The following is a 14,764-nucleotide window of genomic DNA, read 5'->3' as shown; positions in this document are numbered from 1 at the left end:
CAAGACACCTGACGGGGAGACACCATGACCATCACGACCACACCCGAAGACGTCGCGCTGAAGGCCAAGCACGCCAAGATGTGGGCGCTCGGCAACTACAACGCCGTCGCCACCGAGATCATCCACGACCTGGGCGACGTCCTCGTCGAGACCACCGGCATCCAGGCGGGCCAGAAGGTGCTGACCATCGCCGGCGGATCCGGCAACGAGTCCCTGCCCGCCGCCCGCCGCGGCGCCCACGTCACCGCCACCGACCTGACCCCCGAGCTCGTCGAGCTCGGCCGCAAGGCCGCCGAGGCCGAAGGGCTCACGATCAAGTGGCGGACCGCCGACGCCGAGGCGCTGCCCTGCGAGGACGGTGAGTACGACGCCGCGATCTCCTGCGTGGGCATCATGTTCGCGCCGCACCACCAGGTGGCCGCGGACGAGCTGGTCCGCGTCGTCCGCCCCGGCGGCTCGATCGGCCTCCTCAGCTGGACGCCGGAGGGCTTCATCGGCCAGCTCTTCTCAACCATGAAGCCGTTCGCCCCGCCGCCGCCTCCGGGCGCCCAGCCCCCGCCGTTGTGGGGTCACGTCGAGCACGTGCGCGCGCTGCTCGGAGACCGGGTGACCGACTTCGAGGCACGTCAGCAGACGCTGCGAGTGACGGCCTTCCCCGACGGGGCCGCGTTCCGCGACTACTTCAAGACCAACTACGGCCCGACGATCGCGGTCTACTCCTCGCTGGCGGAGCACCCCGAGCGCACCGCCGAGCTGGACGCCGAGCTGGCGGCCCTGGGCGACCGCTCCCACCAGGACGGCGCCATGGAGTGGGAGTACCTGCTCGTCACCGCCCGTCGCGCCTAGGGGGAAGGCGCGCCGAGAGGCGCTGTGGGGCACAGCCGATGTCGGCCCGGTCCATACCGGGTCGATATCGGCGCGCCACGGCTGCGATGCGGGCGTAGCGTCGCAGGATCCAATCCCACAGGGAGGTCTCACCATGAGACGACTCACCGCTCTCGGGATCCTCAGCACCACCCTTCTGGCCGCCACAGCGGTGGCCCCGCCGGCTCAGGCCGCGTTCAAGTATCCCGTCGAGCTGGTCAACGACCAGAGCTTCGTCGGCGGGGACAATCCGTTCTGGCTCAACGTTGACGGGTGCGAGACCGGCGTCGCGGTCGACGTACGCTCGATGGCCGCGTTCAATCCCAGAGGCGGCGCCTTCCACGGCATCCGTCGCTTCGACTGCGCGGAAGGCGCGGGCAGCGTCACGCTGAGTGTGTCTGCCCGCTTCGGTGACAGCGGCTCGAACGGCACCTGGGCGATCGTCGACTCCGACGGCGTGCTGGCCGGGGCACACGGAGCCGGCCAGCTCGTCGGCGAACCGATCCCCGACGGCATCCGCGACATCTACACCGGCACGGTCACCGTCCTCGGCTGATCGCCAGCTGCCACGTCGGCGACCCCGGTCGACGGCGCTCGTGCCACCCGGCATCCTTGTCGCATGGGCAGCACCGTCGACCTCGTCGCCGACATCGGGGAGAGCTTCGGCTCCTGGACGATGGGCGACGACGCGCACATCCTGCGCACCCTGACCTCGGCCAACATCGCGTGCGGCTTCCACGCCGGCGACCCGCGCACGATGAAGCGATCGATCGAGCTCTGCCTCGAGCACGACGTCTCGATCGGCGCGCACCCGAGCTTTCCCGACCTGGTCGGTTTCGGCAGACGCGCCATGGAGCTCTCGCGCGAGGAGATCGCCACCGACGTGATCTACCAGGTGGGTGCGCTCCAGGCGTTCGCACGCACGGCCGGCACCGAGGTGCGGCACGTCTCGCCCCACGGTCGCCTCGGCACCCTGGTCGGCACCGACCCGCACTACGCCAAGGGGGTCGCCGACGCGATCGAGCAGATCGCTGCCAACGGGCCGACCCTGACGCTCCTCACGATGACCGGAGAGCTGGAGCGCGAAGCCCACGCGCGGGGGCTGCCGGTCGTGGTCTACGGCCTGGTCGACCGCAACCTCGAGGACGACGGGACCTTGGTGTCACGCCGTGACCCGGAGGCCCTGGTGCACGACGAGGACGCCCTCGTCGAGCGGGCGCTCTCGATGGTGCTCGACGGGTCCGTGACCTCGCGCCACGGCAAGCGGGTCGAGGTCACCTGCGACTCGCTGCTGATGCACGGCGACCATCCGTCGTCGGTGCGCACCGCCGAGCGGATCCGGGCGGCGCTGGAAGAGGCCGGCGTCGAGATCGCCCCGTTCGCACGGCCCACCGCGGGCTGACGTCTTGGCCTCTCCGGTCCGGCTGGTCTGCCGGGAGTACGGCGACGCCGGGCTGCTCGTCGACGTCCTCGCCGACGACCCGGAGGTCCGGTGGGCGGCCACGCGCGACCTCGGACGGGCTTTGCGTGAGGTCTCCGCGACCGAGGTGCCGGGCGTGGTCGACGTGGTGGCCAGCTTCGTCAACGTCTTCGTGCAGTTCGACCCGCTGAGCACCGACCACGAGGCCATGCGCGCGGCTGTGGACGCACTGTCGTCCCGGCCCTCGGAGGTCGTCGAGCCGCGCGAGCTCGAGATCGCGGTGTCGTACGGCGGCGACGACGGCCCGGACCTGGCCGGCGTCGCCGCGGCGTTGGACCTGACCCCGGCCGAGGTGGTCGAGCTGCACTCCTCGACGCCGTGGACGGTGCGCTTCGTCGGCTCGCCCCTGGGCGCCCCACTGATGGACGGGCCGGCGATCCCGGCGAGCGTGCCGCGGCTGGCCAACCCGCGAGTGCGCATGGAGCCGGGATCGGTCGGCATGAGCGGGGTCCAGTCGATCATCTACAACGCGGCGTCTCCCGGTGGCTGGCAGATCATCGGCCGCACCCGGCAGCCGCTCTTCGACGTGCACACGCCGCCGCACGTGCCCTACCGCGCGGGCGACCGGCTCCGGTTCGTCCCGACGGATCCCGCGTGACGTCGGCGCTGCGGGTCGAGCGCGCGGGCCACGCCGTCGTCCAGGACCTCGGCCGGCCGGGTCACGGCGGGATCGGGGTCGCCGTCAACGGCGCCGCAGACCAGCACTCCGCACAGGTGGCGAACCTGCTGGTCGGCAACCCGCCCGGCGCCCCACTCGTCGAGGTCACCGGCTCCGAGCTCGTCGTGCGCGCCGAGTCCGACGTGCTGGTCGCGGTGACGGGCGCCGCCCGAGAGGTGGTGGTGGGCGGCGCGCGAGTCGGGGCGTGGGAAGCGCTGCCGCTCGCCGCCGGGTCGGCCCTCGTGGTGCCCGTGCCCGACGTCGGCTACCGCTCCTACCTCGCGGTCAACGGCGCCCTCGATGCGCCGCGGGTCCTCGGCAGCGTCGCCCCCGATCGTCTGCTGGACATAGGCACGCGACTCGCACCCGGTGACTCCCTCGTCGTGGAGAGCAGGTACGCCGCTCCCGCCGACGACCTCGGAGGGCTGTTCCGGTTGGGCGCCGCACCTGCGGCGCTGCGGCTCCCGACCCGGGTGCCCGTCACTGTCGGGCCGGAGCTGGACCGGCTGGTGCTGGGCGCAACGTCACTGGACCAGACCCTGCGCCTGCTCCCGCAGTCCGACGAGGTCGGGCTTCGCTTCGAGGGAGTCCCGGTGGAGCGCAACCACACCGAGGAGATCCTGTCCCGTGGCGTCCCTCTCGGCGCCGTCGAGGTCGTGCCCGACGGCAGCCTGCTGGTGCTGATGCGCGGCCGGCTGGTCACTGCGGGCTACCCCGTCGTGGCCGTGGTGACCACGACGGGCCTCGACCAGCTCGGTCAGCTCCGCCCCGGGGACGAGGCGCGACTCGAGCTGGTCGATCTGGCCGACGCGCGCGCCGCCGTACGCCGGCAGGCCGCGGCGCGCGAGGTCCTCACCGAGCGGGTCCGGCGGGCGTTCACCGCTCGAGGTCTTGGTCGCGCACTGGCGGTGAGCTAGGCAGCGTTTCTGCTTCGAAATGGCGTCTGGCTCACCGGCTCGGCGCCTACTGCGCCAGGTAGCCGCCGTCGACGGCCAGCACCTCGCCGGTGACGAAGCTCGAGCGGTCCGAGGCGAGGAAGGCGATGGCTTGCGCGACCTCGCGGGGCTGTCCGAGCCGGCCCATCGGGTGCTGGCCCTCCATCTGCTCCACGTAGGCGCGTCCGGACTCCGACTCCAGCAGCGCGTTGACCGCGTCGGTCTGGATGGTGCCGGGGGCGACGGCGTTGACGCGGATGCCACGCGCGGCCCACTCGATGGCCAGGTGCTTGGTGAGGCCGGTCGCGACGAACTTCGCCGGGCCGTACGCCGCCTGGCTCGCCTGGCCCGCCATGCCGCTGATCGACGACAGGCACACGATGCTGCCGCTCCCCTGCTCCGCCATCACCCGGATCGCGGCGCGGCAGGTGAGGAACATGCCGCGCCCGTCGACGGCCATGACGTGGTCCCAGTCCTCGACCGAGGTCTCGTCGATCGTGCTGAGCGGGATGACGCCGGCGTTGGCGACAAGGCAGTCGAGCCGCCCCCACGTGTCGACGGCCTTCGCGATCATCGCGTCGGCGTCGGCCTCCACCGACACGTCGCCGACGACGGTCACGAGCCGGTCGGCGTCGTGGCCGGTCGCCGCGACCGTCGCGGCGAGCCCGTCGCCGTCGAGGTCGGTCGCGACCACGTGTGCGCCCTCCTCGAGGAACACCTCCAGCGTCGCCCTGCCGATCCCGCGCGCCGCTCCGGTGACCACTGCCACCGTGCCGTCGAGCATCCCCATCACTCCCGCTCCCTCCGTGCTCGTCCTGCGACCGGACGCTAGCGCGTGCGGGCGATATCCGGTTGCGGGCGCCCTTTCCGCTTGCGAGCCTCGCCACATGGCCGCAGCCGTCCAGGTCTTCGAACCTCCCCTCGACCAGCTCGTCGCCACCGCCGACGCCGTGGCTCAAGCGAGACCCGAGGTCGACCCGGACCTGGCGCGTGAGGTGTTCGTCGAGGCCGCGACGCTGCTCCACAACGGGCTGGCCCTCGACGGGCTCGACGAGCACGACGCGAGTGCCGTCGTCGCAGGACTCTGCCTCGACCTCGTCGCCGAGGACCCTGGCGCAGCCATCCGGGCGCGCTCGGAGGCCACGCTCGCGTCCCCGGGCGACCTTCACGACGCAGAGGCCGTCGCCGCGTCGTACCTCGTCTCGGCGAGCATCCTCAGGCTCTGACGACCGAGCGGCCGAGTCCGCATGAAGCAGCGCATCAACGTGAGCCACAATGGTGCCCGCCCAGCCCTCATAGCTCAGCTGGATAGAGCAGCGGCCTTCTAATCCGCCGGTCCCAGGTTCGAATCCTGGTGGGGGCACCTCACGTTCTCCGAGGTCAGGGGCCACATTCTGCCCCGCAACCTGCTTCGTTCTCGGTGGTCGGATGTCCGTCAGGGCACGTCTAGGGCACACAACGATGCGCGACAACCACGATGTACGCGCCAATCCGCCGGTCAGTCGCCGCGAGTTGACGCATTTGTGCCTGACCACGCCAACGACGCGTGTGCAGGATGGGCGGATGCCTGAACCCGGCGACGTGGTCATCTCCCTATCCGCGGACGAGGCACTCATTCTGTTCGATCTGTTGCACCGCTGGGAGGGCGAGGAGCGCATCAGCCCTCCGCTGCATGCGGGGGAACAGGTCGCGCTCTGGAATCTGTCCTGCCTACTTGAGCGGGAGCTCCTCGAACCCTTCGATGCCCGGTATGGCGAGTTGGTTGCCGGCGCGAGATCTCGGCTCACCGCGACTGAATGACGGCGTAGCACGCCGACGTGCGTCCGACTGGCGGCGGATCGGGTCGAGGCGCTTGCAGAGCAAGATCGCATTCCGCTCCGTAGTTGACGCCTCTGGACGGTCGTCATAAGGGTGCGTGATCACGCGGCTTCAGTTGACGAAGCGTGTGTGCAGCCGCTCCAGCCGCTCGAACGCGACGAGCAGGAGGTAGGCGGTGCTCTTCCAGGCCGTGACGAATGCGGTGTCATCGATCGTGAGCCGCGTCACGAATCCTCCGGGCACCACAGCCTCGGTCGTCGCCTTGGACGCCCGAAGTAGCGCGTACCCAAGCCCGTGCTCGATCCCGGAGAGCATCCGCCATGTCGAGACCAGCATCGCCAACATCACCGGGTCGTTAGACGTGCGCACGAAGCGCAGGGTGGACAGTTCCCTAACCACGTTGACCCGCTCGCCGGCACGGCTCCACGGCAGGCCCAGCTCCTTGGCCTCCGCTCTGTACGTTCGGCCCACCGTCCGGTCACGCTCAGCGAGCTCGTCGGTGATTGCTCTACTTACCTGCGGGACACCCTTGAACGCCTCCAGGTGGTTCTTCCGCTCACGCTCGTCGTTCACCTCGCAACGCAACCCCCGACGACGTCGATCCAGACCCGTCTCCGGGTCGAGGATCCAGCACGCGAAGAAGGCCGCCTCGAACAAGGGCCTCAAAAGCGACCACGGGGCGACGTATCCAGCTCCCACGTGCTTCATCAGGCCGACGAGCGCACGGTGGTTGTCCATGGCCACGCCCAAGTACCGCGTCGCGGCGAAGTACGTGCGGTGTCCAGCGGTTTGCGCCTCGTCGAAGCGACGAGCTGTAAGCCTGGGAGTCTTGGCGACATCCGGGAGCGCTTCGATCACCGCGAACCGGCGATCCAGGAGCTCCCAATAGTCCGGCAGGTTATCGAGGTCGAGGACGCCGTCACTGTCGTCGACACCAGCCCCACGCTCGGCGGTCGGGTCAGGGGAGGTTGCGTCGCTCATGCGCGAGACCGTACGACGGGCCGCCGACGCTGCGGGCTGGGTCCGCCCAGCCCCTCTTAGCCGACCTGCCAGCTGTAACCGCCATCGTCCGTGAGCGTGACGACAACCGGAAGCGTGCCCGCCGCCGTCGCGGCCGAACAGTCGAATTGCTCGCCGTCGCGGCCGCTGACGTCGGCAGGGCAGTCCACTGTTGCTCCCGGCAGCCCCTGGTCGGCTAACCACTTCTCGATCTCGGACTCCATCTCCTCAGACTCGTAGGTGTAGACCGAACCAAGCGCCAACACGACGGCGAGGTAGACGACTGCTGAAGCCACCCACGCTAGGGGGATGGCGGGAGTGCTCTTCGCGGCCTTGGTTCGGCTCCACAGGTACAGGATCGGAAGCAGGAGCGCCGTAGCCGGGTTGGCGTCGACGTAGGCGGATTCCAAACGCTTGCTGTCTGCCCAGGCCAGCGCAAAGGCGCCCACCCACGCGGCGATCAGGAAGACGGTCGACCAGCCTCCGTCAGGGATCAGGTAATAGATCACCAACCCGAGCAGAGGAGTCGCCGCGAGGGCCCAGGCAAACGATGGGTCGACCTTGGGTGTGGGAGAAGCTGGTGCGTGGGAGGGCTGGTGGGGCATCGGTGCGCTGTGATCGGTCCACTGGCTGCCGTCCCAATAGCGCTGGGTGTCACGCATAGTCTGATGCGGATACCAACCCGGCTTGAGTTGATGGCCGCCTCCCGTGGCCTGGAGATCCCCGTCCGTCATGGCCGCAGGTTACGCCTGACATAGGCGCCCGTCTTCGAGTTCCGAGGTCCCGGTGAGGCACAGTCCGAGGAAGTCATCGTGGTCTTCGTCCCACAAGCGGCGGATGGACGCACTCGCCCGTTGCTGCTGATGGAGTGCATCGACTGAGCGAGACGATCCGTCGACCGCACTTGCCGCATCGTCCGCGGTTGCGATGGCCATAGGGTGAAGCATGCCGATGCCGACGTGGGACCAATTCATGGTGCCGGTTCTCCAGGTCCTCCTTGACGGCGAGACCCGGCGGTTACGCGATCTGTATGAACTCGTGGCCGATCACGTCGGCCTTACGCCAGACGAGCGGGCTGAGACGATCTCGTCTGGGATGCTGCGGCACCACGATCGCATCGGCTGGGCAGCCTCAGACTTGGCCAGAGGCAAAGCAGTAGAGCGTCCCTCGCGCGGGCTTTACCGAATCACCGATGTGGGCAGAACGCTGGTGCATCAGTACCCGAGCGGGATTACCCAGAAGGAACTACGGACAATTCCGGCGTACACCGAGTCGCTGGCTGCCGCTCAGGCGGCCAAATCGGCGATCGATGCGCCTGCCGCGAACGCGCAGTCCCGGCTCAGTCCGGAGGAGCAGATTGGTCAGGCGATCGACCTGATCCATGCCGACGTGGCCGACGACCTGCTCGCGCGATTGCATGCTCAGGAGCCGGCGTTCTTCGAACAAGCCGTGCTCGACCTCTTGATCGCTATGGGGTATGGCGGCGCTGAGGGCAACGCAACTCGGACCCAGCTCTCGAACGATGGCGGTATCGATGGGATCGTCGACCAGGATGCGCTCGGGCTGAGCCGGATCTACGTTCAGGCCAAGCGCTACGCACTTGATGCCGCAGTGGGACGGCCCGAGATTCAGGCGTTCGTCGGCGCCCTGCATGGAAACCAGGCGAACCAGGGTGTCTTCATCACTTCCGGGCGCTTCAGCCAGGGCGGTCGCGACTACGTCTCCAACCTGCCGACGCGTGTCATTCTAATCGACGGTCGGCGTCTCGCCGGGTTGATGATTCGGTTCGGCGTGGGAGTCCAGGTCAAGCAAACCGTGCAAGTTGTGGAGATCGATGAAGACTTCTTCGAATGAGGCCGGACGGTTCGGAATCCGGGTGGGGCTGACAAGAATCTCGGTGTGATGCTGAGTCCTTCACCCAAGCCCCGCTCGCTGCCCCTGCATCGAGAAACGCCAGCCTGTTCGGTACGAAGGTCGTGCACTTGGTGCGACTAACTGAGCTGCCGCCCGGAGTCCCTCAGGCGGCGGAATGCAGCACCACGGGGCGCCGGCGTCGCAGAAGGTCGAGAGGCAGTTGCACTAGACACGACCCCCGTGTTTTCACTCACGCTTGTCGTATGACGAGAATTGAGCAGAGCCTCCGCGCCGCACTGGCTGACTACGAACGAGATCTCATCGCCGCAGGGAAGGCGCCAGACACCGTGCACACCTACGTTGACCGCGCGGAGCGGTTCATCGAATACCTCGTCGGCTCGTACGTGCCCTGAGGTAGCAGCGCTGCGGTTCCGCGATGCCGCGGACGCGGCGGTATGACGCGGCTCCCCTTCGAAAGAGATCTGGTGCTTTGCGCATTGAACTCCTGAACCTCACTGGCCAGGGAGGCAAAGTCCCCGTTCACAGCAAGCCATCCCGCCCGCCAATTGGCAAGCGGGCCGTATGAACGGCGGCGGCGTGCCTAGGTGAAAAGGTTCGCCATAGCGCTCTCGCGTGCTCGCAGGGATGCGCGTCACGCTGCACCGTCGGCTCGAATCCGCTGCGCCGAGAACGCCTGCTGCCTACGCTCCTGACATGACGAGTGGACTCACGCCTGGGGACGGTGAGACGTCTGGCGCACCACCACAGTGGTCACTTGACGGGGCGTATTGGTGGGACGGGCGAACGTGGGTGCCGCGGCACCTCATCGAGGCACAGCGCGCTCAACTCCCACCACCTCCGCCACCTGCGTCCCAGATGGCAACTGGTTCAACGAACAACTATGGCCCGCCTCCTCCGGGCTACATTCCTCCCGGCGGCCACGGATTCGCGGGCGCATCTGGCTCGCAGCCCCATCAGCCCCGGGGCCTCCCTGCATGGGTCTGGGTGGTCGGCGTCGTCGGCGTGTTGGTCGTCATCGGTGCGGCGCTTGGCGGCGGCGACTCGGTTGCGACAACCCCGAAGGAAGAGCAGGAGTTCATCGGCATTGTTCAGGCTGCGCAAGAAGCCAGCAGAGGAAACGAGGTTGCCGTGCACAAGGCTCACGAGAAGCGCAGCGCCGAGATGTGTGAGCTACTCCCCAAAGACCTCTCGGTGACCGGCTGGGTGGGCAAAGTCGACTCGGTTGACACCACTATCGGCGGCGACAGCGGCGTCCTGGATCTGGAGATCGCGGATGGGATCAACGTCGCCACGTGGAACAACGGCTTCTCAGATGTCGGCGATGGCACGCTCATCGATCCGCAATCCGACCTCTATGACACGCTCGCGAAGCTCGAGGAGGGCGACAGCGTCGCCTTCTCTGGTCGATTCATCGCCGACGCGGAATCCTGCCTGCGAGAGCAGAGCCTCTTCGAAACGAATAGCGTGGAGCATCCAGCGTTCGTGTTCGCGTTCTCGGCTGTGGAGCCTGGCTAGGGCTGGTTGTATGAGATCGGCCGGAGTCGACATCAGCGCCTCCGCCCGCCGCTGACTGAAAGGCTGGACCGCAAGCGGCGGTTTGACGCGCCTGCGGCTCTCAGGCGTCCGGCCGCGGCGGCCGGTTCGGCATCACTCGGACTGCGCCAGCGCGGCGAGCCTCGAATCGAGGGCTGCGATCGATCAGTTGTTCGTCGAGTTCGAGGATTTCACAGCCAATCCAGGCAGCCAGCGCCTCGGGGTCTTCAACGACGAAGACTCCCTCGACGTCGTCGTAGGCCCCAACAGGGACGACGCACTCCGCCGCGCACCTGATGCTGCGATCGTTGCCGCCGGTCCAGCCAAGTCGCCCCACCGCGATACCTGCGCGACCGGCGTAGTTCCGCCGAGTGGAATCCCCGTCCTCCTCGTATTGCACTATGAGTCCGCTGTCGTCGGGCAGTGGTGTTGCGAGTAGGGCTGCGCCCTGACTCAGGGCAATACTCAAGGGATTCGGCGAGACCGTGCTCGGGACGTACATGGGATGGCGCATGCGAGGAGCATGCCAACAATCACCGACGCCGAGCATGGCGGGGTGTTGCGAGCGTTGCTCGACTGCCCCTACTCAGGCGGCGTAAAGACGCACCCCGTCATGCGAGCGTCGACGACCCTGGTGCACCAACCTCCCGTCGCTCCTGCAAACCGCAGAAACTTTCCGGGCTTGAGCGGGTCGCTACGAATATTGTCTCCGCCCCGACCGCCCGGTCACGTGGAATAGGACTTTGCGTAAGCCCTTCCGTCGACGAACCCGACTCTAAGTGAGGCGTTTTCGTCACAGGCGCGGTACTCGCGGAACTCAATGACGTAGTCGCCGTAGTCGGTGAACGAGATGCGCTTGCCGGCGCTGCGCAGCGTGTCCGCGACCTGACCCATCGAGTCGCCGTACTTCTCCGGTTCGGAGAAGTCGAAGTTCACCGCCCGGAAGTCGGCGTACGTCGCACACTTCCGCGGCTTCACTCCTGCCCGGACGACGAGGCTTTGCGACCGACTGTCGCGGTGCGTCTTGACGTTTCCGGGAGCTTGGTACTCAGTGCTGAGCTCTAGTGGGAGAGTGAGTTGGTCGAGCGCCGTGTCCTCGTCGATCAAGTCCTGAGGGTTGGTGGAGCTGACGAACCCGGCGTACTGGCCGCCAAGAAAGTGCTCCAAGACTTGGTCGCTGAATTGGCCGGGCTGGTACGTGCCCTGGACAGGCATAACGGGAAAGACGAACTCCTCCTGGGTGACTTTGTTCCACCCTAGGAAGTAGCACCCGTACGTCAGAGTTCCAGAAGACTGGGTCACGTCGGTTACCGACGTCACCCTGCATCCTGAGAACGTCACTCGGATCACATCGTTCCCTGTAGTGCTGTTCAGTCGCACGACGGAGCCCGGCGGCAAGACGAAAACGTGAGGTACAAGCTTCCACGTCTGATACTTGACCTTCGTCTTCAACTGATACTTGCCAGGGCCCAGCCGAACGCTACCTACGTCTGTCGCGACGTTGCGGGCCCCGATTGTGACCGTCATGCTCTTGCGCTGGACGCGAGCGTTGCCCCACCACTCCACGGGCGGCTTTATCCTGACGCGGCCGCCGTGCGGCGCCACCTTCTCGCCTAACTTAAAGATGTGGACATCTCCCCGCCCCCGCGGCGCCGCCAACCCGCTGGCGTCGTCGGGCGGTACCGCCGCAGCTAGAGCGACGGCTAGTAGCAACATCGCCGCACCTCGGGCCACAGCGTGCCGTACCGAACCTGAGTCCAACATGCGCGAATCATGTCATGGAGTTCCGAACACACTCCTACGGTTCGAAGCAGGTCCCGAGAGGACTTGTATTTGCTCGTTTGGCGCCCGGATTCCCGTCGTGCGGTCAGAGTCCATCGTGAATGCGGGTGACGACAGGCGTGGTCTGTCGGCGGCGCAATGACGCACGTCTTGGCACACACATCGTGGCGAGCCTGGGTCTGCTGCACGGATGGGTGACTGTCACCCGTTCGTGCAGCAGACCCAGTCCCGAGCATGCGCCGGTCGCATGCGCCACTGTCCGCCACGCATTGGGACGTTCGTCGCGCCGTGTAACGCCGTGCACGTTGCCGTCCATGCTCTCGCCTTTTGTGGTGCGAGCTCATCAGTGACCGTTCGCCGTCAGTCAGTTTTCTCGAAGGCCTGACGACTTGCGCCCCACGACTTAGGCTGCCGCCTGATGTCAAGGCCATCCAGGCAAGGCACGGAGGATAGCCCCCGGGGGGGAACATGCGATTCTGCGGTCACTGCGGCGCCTCCTTGCCGTCGCAGGTCAACTTCTGCCCAAGCTGCGGAACCGCCACAGCGGCAACTGTCGAAGGGCGGGTCGATCCCTCAGGGCAGCCCCCTGGCACGAGGGCAGCCAAGAGCGCCGGAGCATCTGCCCCAGCTCCAACTGCGCAATCACCGCTGGGGGAGTTCGTCATCCAGGGCGCAGAGTCGACACCACCGAAACGACGGTCGAGGCGATCGACCATCCTCGCAGCTGCGTTGATCTTCGCTCTGGTCATGGCTGCGGGAATCGCCTGGTGGCGGGTTGCGCATAGCCGCAGCACCTCCGATCGAGTCATGACGCTGCCGTCTGCCGTCACCAGCGAGCCGGAACTGGATTGGTCGTGGCAGGCGCCAGGCGATGTCGAGGATGCGGTCGCTGAGGGCGAGAGCACCTACGTCTTGACGTCCGGATCCCTATTTGCGCTCGACGACTCCGGCGACGAACTGTGGGACGTCGAAGTCGAAGGTGCCGAGTACCTGAGCGTCGCAGAGCTGCGGACTGATCTGCTATGGCTCTCTGGCTCGGATGGTGGCGGGTCGCTGCGTTCGACAGAGGACGGTGAAGAAGTCCTAGCCATCGACGGTGAACTTGAGACAGTGCTCGAGGGCCAGGCCATCGTGTCGGACGACGACGAGCTGAGCAGCATCAATCTGGACAGCGGCGACGTCGAGTGGACAACTGAAGGCGGCGAGAGCATCGCCGTGGACGGAGGTTCCGTGTTCATTCTCGCGGACGATCAGCTACGTCGACTTGCGCTCGACGGCGAGGAGCAGTGGACGGCTGATGCCGAACTTGCCCTTGGCGACTACCCGTACATGACGACCGCTGACGGCTTTGTCGTGGTCAACGGAGAAGACACCGCTATTGCGTTCGACGGCCAGGACGGCGAAGAGCTGTGGAGCGTGGACACAGGAGACGATGGCGGATCAGCCGGCCTCATGTTTCCGGACCAGGTCTACATCCAGAAGAACGATTTCTCGTTCGAGGATGACACCGAGGACACCAAAGTGGTGATCTACGACCGTGATGGACGCGTCGCGAGTTTCGATCCCGGCACATCCTTCTTCTACGCCTTCCCCGTGCGGTCCGAGGGCGACGTCTACGCCTTCGATTTCGGCGAGGGAATCCTCTACGACGAGGAGTTCGAGGCACTCGGTCGGAGCCATGACGGCTCGGTGCAGCCGGTCGACGGTGGCCTGTACGAGCTGTCTGAAGGCGAGGTCAGCTTCTTCCGTAATGACGAGTCGTCAGCGGCCTGGACTCTCGATGACGAATTTGGGGACGACGCGCAGTTGGGAGCTGCCGAGGATCGACTGCTGATCGCCGACGGATCAGATCTGCTGTCATACCGCTAGCCAGTGGCCGCGATGGACCACACCTTCGCTGACCGCCGGCCAAGAGCCATGTGGGGGAAGGTGCCTCCAACATTCCCAGTGCGGTTCGTCCCTGAGTGGTGCGCCGTCACTAGCCAAGCCCCGCGGGTCCCCTCTGACTTGAGGCTAGTCGTCCCCTGAAGCGGAGTGAGTCAGCCCGTCCGACTCGTCCCCCGCAGCAACGGCGACTCCAAGTCGCCCGAGGTAGAGCCTCTCGATCGGAGCGACCTCCACGATGCGAGAGACCGGTTCACCCAACACGTTAAACGGACCTTGGGATTCCCTGATCTCGTGTGCGTTCCGTAGCCGAGGCTCAAGATTCTTTCGGCTAGCTGGTCACGAGTCTCAGGATGATGGTTTGGTCGGGTGGTCGTGCCTTGCGTCCTTTGAATATGCGGCTGGTAGCCCTCGTATTGGCATCCGCCGTCGACGCCGGCCGACACGCGAGTGGCACGTTCCGGAGTCATTCAGCGGCCGCTTCTCCGTGGCACCCCTGTGGCACACAACCGCTGCAGGCGACCACAACTGACCACGATGGTTCACAATGAACGCGCAGGTCAGACGCGGTGTGCCGCAGAATCACGTGGAGGTTGAGCCCACTTCTAATCCGCCGGTCCCAGGTTCGAATCCTGGTGGGGGCACCTCACGTTCTCCGAGGCCGTGCCGATGACGGGCCTCGTTTCGCACGCCCACGCGGGTGTAGACCCAAGGTCGGCGAGCAGGCAAGTCTCAGGAGCGTCCCCCATGAGAAGGCGAGGAGCTCCATGACCAAGGAACTGCACGTGGTAGACGTCAAGACGGGTGATGTGGTCAAACGGGTCGACGTGTCTCGCCGCGACGAGTCTGAGGTGAGCAAGACCCGCGCGGCGATGGAGGCCGAGCTGCAGCCGAGCGAGGCGCTGCGCGCGGTCGACTGACGAGATGCCTGTGGCT

General features: G+C 66.7%; 16 protein-coding genes and 1 tRNA gene. 12 read left to right on the top strand and 5 right to left on the bottom strand.

Annotation, left to right across the window (positions count from 1 at the left end; all coding sequences use genetic code 11):
• Nucleotides 1-24: 24 nt before the first annotated feature.
• The 5 genes from ABD295_RS01890 (at nucleotide 25) to ABD295_RS01870 (ending at nucleotide 3,919) form a co-directional block, all read left to right on the top strand.
• Nucleotides 25-846 carry a class I SAM-dependent methyltransferase gene (locus tag ABD295_RS01890; protein ID WP_344301896.1) on the top strand — a complete coding sequence of 274 codons (822 nt, stop codon included), beginning with the start codon at nucleotides 25-27 and terminating at the stop codon, nucleotides 844-846.
• A gap of 133 nt (nucleotides 847-979) precedes the next feature.
• Nucleotides 980-1,420, top strand: coding sequence for a hypothetical protein (locus ABD295_RS01885; RefSeq protein WP_344301895.1), 441 nt, complete (start codon nucleotides 980-982; stop codon nucleotides 1,418-1,420).
• A gap of 63 nt (nucleotides 1,421-1,483) precedes the next feature.
• Nucleotides 1,484-2,266, top strand: a complete 783-nt coding sequence (locus ABD295_RS01880) for a LamB/YcsF family protein (RefSeq protein ID WP_344301894.1) — start codon at nucleotides 1,484-1,486, stop codon at nucleotides 2,264-2,266.
• Between the two features lie 4 nt (nucleotides 2,267-2,270).
• Nucleotides 2,271-2,942: a 5-oxoprolinase subunit B family protein gene (locus ABD295_RS01875; RefSeq protein ID WP_344301893.1), complete on the top strand. Its 672-nt coding sequence runs from the start codon at nucleotides 2,271-2,273 to the stop codon at nucleotides 2,940-2,942.
• Nucleotides 2,939-3,919 (top strand): 5-oxoprolinase subunit C family protein, encoded by a 981-nt coding sequence (locus tag ABD295_RS01870; protein WP_344301892.1) that lies wholly within the window; start codon nucleotides 2,939-2,941, stop codon nucleotides 3,917-3,919. The genes ABD295_RS01875 and ABD295_RS01870 overlap by 4 nt, the downstream gene beginning before the upstream one ends.
• Before the next feature lie 46 nt (nucleotides 3,920-3,965).
• On the opposite strand, the gene ABD295_RS01865 is transcribed toward ABD295_RS01870, so the two are convergent.
• The gene (locus tag ABD295_RS01865) at nucleotides 3,966-4,727 is read right to left on the bottom strand and encodes an SDR family NAD(P)-dependent oxidoreductase (RefSeq protein ID WP_344301890.1); all 762 of its coding nucleotides are present in this window, start codon (nucleotides 4,725-4,727) and stop codon (nucleotides 3,966-3,968) included.
• A 97-nt stretch (nucleotides 4,728-4,824) separates the two neighbouring features.
• Here ABD295_RS01865 and ABD295_RS01860 point away from each other — a divergent pair, with 97 nt between their 5' ends.
• The 3 genes from ABD295_RS01860 to ABD295_RS01850 all read left to right on the top strand — a co-directional run bounded on the left by ABD295_RS01860 (nucleotide 4,825) and on the right by ABD295_RS01850 (nucleotide 5,737).
• Complete coding sequence (locus ABD295_RS01860; protein WP_344301889.1) at nucleotides 4,825-5,163, top strand: hypothetical protein; 339 nt, start codon at nucleotides 4,825-4,827, stop codon at nucleotides 5,161-5,163.
• A 63-nt stretch (nucleotides 5,164-5,226) separates the two neighbouring features.
• A tRNA-Arg gene (locus tag ABD295_RS01855) sits at nucleotides 5,227-5,300 on the top strand.
• Between the two features lie 98 nt (nucleotides 5,301-5,398).
• The gene (locus tag ABD295_RS01850; protein WP_344301888.1) at nucleotides 5,399-5,737 is read left to right on the top strand and encodes a hypothetical protein; all 339 of its coding nucleotides are present in this window, start codon (nucleotides 5,399-5,401) and stop codon (nucleotides 5,735-5,737) included.
• A gap of 129 nt (nucleotides 5,738-5,866) precedes the next feature.
• On the opposite strand, the gene ABD295_RS01845 is transcribed toward ABD295_RS01850, so the two are convergent.
• Both ABD295_RS01845 and ABD295_RS01840 read right to left on the bottom strand, forming a co-directional pair.
• Nucleotides 5,867-6,736, bottom strand: a complete 870-nt coding sequence (locus tag ABD295_RS01845) for a hypothetical protein (RefSeq protein ID WP_344301887.1) — start codon at nucleotides 6,734-6,736, stop codon at nucleotides 5,867-5,869.
• 56 nt (nucleotides 6,737-6,792) lie between these two features.
• Entirely contained in the window at nucleotides 6,793-7,488 is a 696-nt protein-coding gene (locus ABD295_RS01840) for a DUF2510 domain-containing protein (RefSeq protein ID WP_344301886.1), read from the bottom strand.
• A 211-nt stretch (nucleotides 7,489-7,699) separates the two neighbouring features.
• Between ABD295_RS01840 and ABD295_RS01835 the strand changes: the two genes are divergently transcribed.
• Nucleotides 7,700-8,608 (top strand): restriction endonuclease, encoded by a 909-nt coding sequence (locus ABD295_RS01835; RefSeq protein WP_344301885.1) that lies wholly within the window; start codon nucleotides 7,700-7,702, stop codon nucleotides 8,606-8,608.
• A gap of 1,005 nt (nucleotides 8,609-9,613) precedes the next feature.
• Complete coding sequence (locus tag ABD295_RS01830; protein ID WP_344301884.1) at nucleotides 9,614-10,144, top strand: hypothetical protein; 531 nt, start codon at nucleotides 9,614-9,616, stop codon at nucleotides 10,142-10,144.
• 100 nt (nucleotides 10,145-10,244) lie between these two features.
• Here ABD295_RS01830 and ABD295_RS01825 read toward each other — a convergent pair whose 3' ends face one another.
• Both ABD295_RS01825 and ABD295_RS01820 read right to left on the bottom strand, forming a co-directional pair.
• The gene (locus ABD295_RS01825) at nucleotides 10,245-10,676 is read right to left on the bottom strand and encodes a hypothetical protein (protein WP_344301883.1); all 432 of its coding nucleotides are present in this window, start codon (nucleotides 10,674-10,676) and stop codon (nucleotides 10,245-10,247) included.
• A 212-nt stretch (nucleotides 10,677-10,888) separates the two neighbouring features.
• A complete protein-coding gene (locus tag ABD295_RS01820) occupies nucleotides 10,889-11,878 on the bottom strand; it encodes a hypothetical protein (RefSeq protein ID WP_344301882.1) in 990 nt (329 codons plus the stop codon).
• An 813-nt stretch (nucleotides 11,879-12,691) separates the two neighbouring features.
• Between ABD295_RS01820 and ABD295_RS01815 the strand changes: the two genes are divergently transcribed.
• Both ABD295_RS01815 and ABD295_RS01810 read left to right on the top strand, forming a co-directional pair.
• The gene (locus ABD295_RS01815; RefSeq protein WP_344301881.1) at nucleotides 12,692-13,813 is read left to right on the top strand and encodes an outer membrane protein assembly factor BamB family protein; all 1,122 of its coding nucleotides are present in this window, start codon (nucleotides 12,692-12,694) and stop codon (nucleotides 13,811-13,813) included.
• Between the two features lie 782 nt (nucleotides 13,814-14,595).
• Nucleotides 14,596-14,748, top strand: a complete 153-nt coding sequence (locus ABD295_RS01810) for a hypothetical protein (RefSeq protein ID WP_344301880.1) — start codon at nucleotides 14,596-14,598, stop codon at nucleotides 14,746-14,748.
• Nucleotides 14,749-14,764 lie beyond the last annotated feature (16 nt).

Origin of the sequence: Nocardioides bigeumensis (assembly GCF_039531755.1) — a bacterium.
GTDB lineage: Bacteria > Actinomycetota > Actinomycetes > Propionibacteriales > Nocardioidaceae > Nocardioides > Nocardioides bigeumensis.
This window is presented reverse-complemented; position numbering and strand designations above follow the sequence as displayed.

Bases quoted from the DNA above. Each gene is read 5' to 3' on its own strand.
- ABD295_RS01825 (WP_344301883.1), bottom strand. From the start codon at position 10,676: ATGCGCCATCCCATGTACGTCCCGAGCACGGTCTCGCCGAATCCCTTG.
- ABD295_RS01890 (WP_344301896.1), top strand. From the start codon at position 25: ATGACCATCACGACCACACCCGAAGACGTCGCGCTGAAGGCCAAGCAC.
- ABD295_RS01885 (WP_344301895.1), top strand. From the start codon at position 980: ATGAGACGACTCACCGCTCTCGGGATCCTCAGCACCACCCTTCTGGCC.
- ABD295_RS01865 (WP_344301890.1), bottom strand. From the start codon at position 4,727: ATGGGGATGCTCGACGGCACGGTGGCAGTGGTCACCGGAGCGGCGCGC.
- ABD295_RS01815 (WP_344301881.1), top strand. From the start codon at position 12,692: ATGGCTGCGGGAATCGCCTGGTGGCGGGTTGCGCATAGCCGCAGCACC.
- ABD295_RS01810 (WP_344301880.1), top strand. From the start codon at position 14,596: ATGACCAAGGAACTGCACGTGGTAGACGTCAAGACGGGTGATGTGGTC.
- ABD295_RS01880 (WP_344301894.1), top strand. From the start codon at position 1,484: ATGGGCAGCACCGTCGACCTCGTCGCCGACATCGGGGAGAGCTTCGGC.
- ABD295_RS01860 (WP_344301889.1), top strand. From the start codon at position 4,825: ATGGCCGCAGCCGTCCAGGTCTTCGAACCTCCCCTCGACCAGCTCGTC.
- ABD295_RS01820 (WP_344301882.1), bottom strand. From the start codon at position 11,878: ATGTTGCTACTAGCCGTCGCTCTAGCTGCGGCGGTACCGCCCGACGAC.
- ABD295_RS01850 (WP_344301888.1), top strand. From the start codon at position 5,399: ATGCGCGACAACCACGATGTACGCGCCAATCCGCCGGTCAGTCGCCGC.
- ABD295_RS01845 (WP_344301887.1), bottom strand. From the start codon at position 6,736: ATGAGCGACGCAACCTCCCCTGACCCGACCGCCGAGCGTGGGGCTGGT.
- ABD295_RS01835 (WP_344301885.1), top strand. From the start codon at position 7,700: ATGCCGATGCCGACGTGGGACCAATTCATGGTGCCGGTTCTCCAGGTC.
- ABD295_RS01840 (WP_344301886.1), bottom strand. From the start codon at position 7,488: ATGACGGACGGGGATCTCCAGGCCACGGGAGGCGGCCATCAACTCAAG.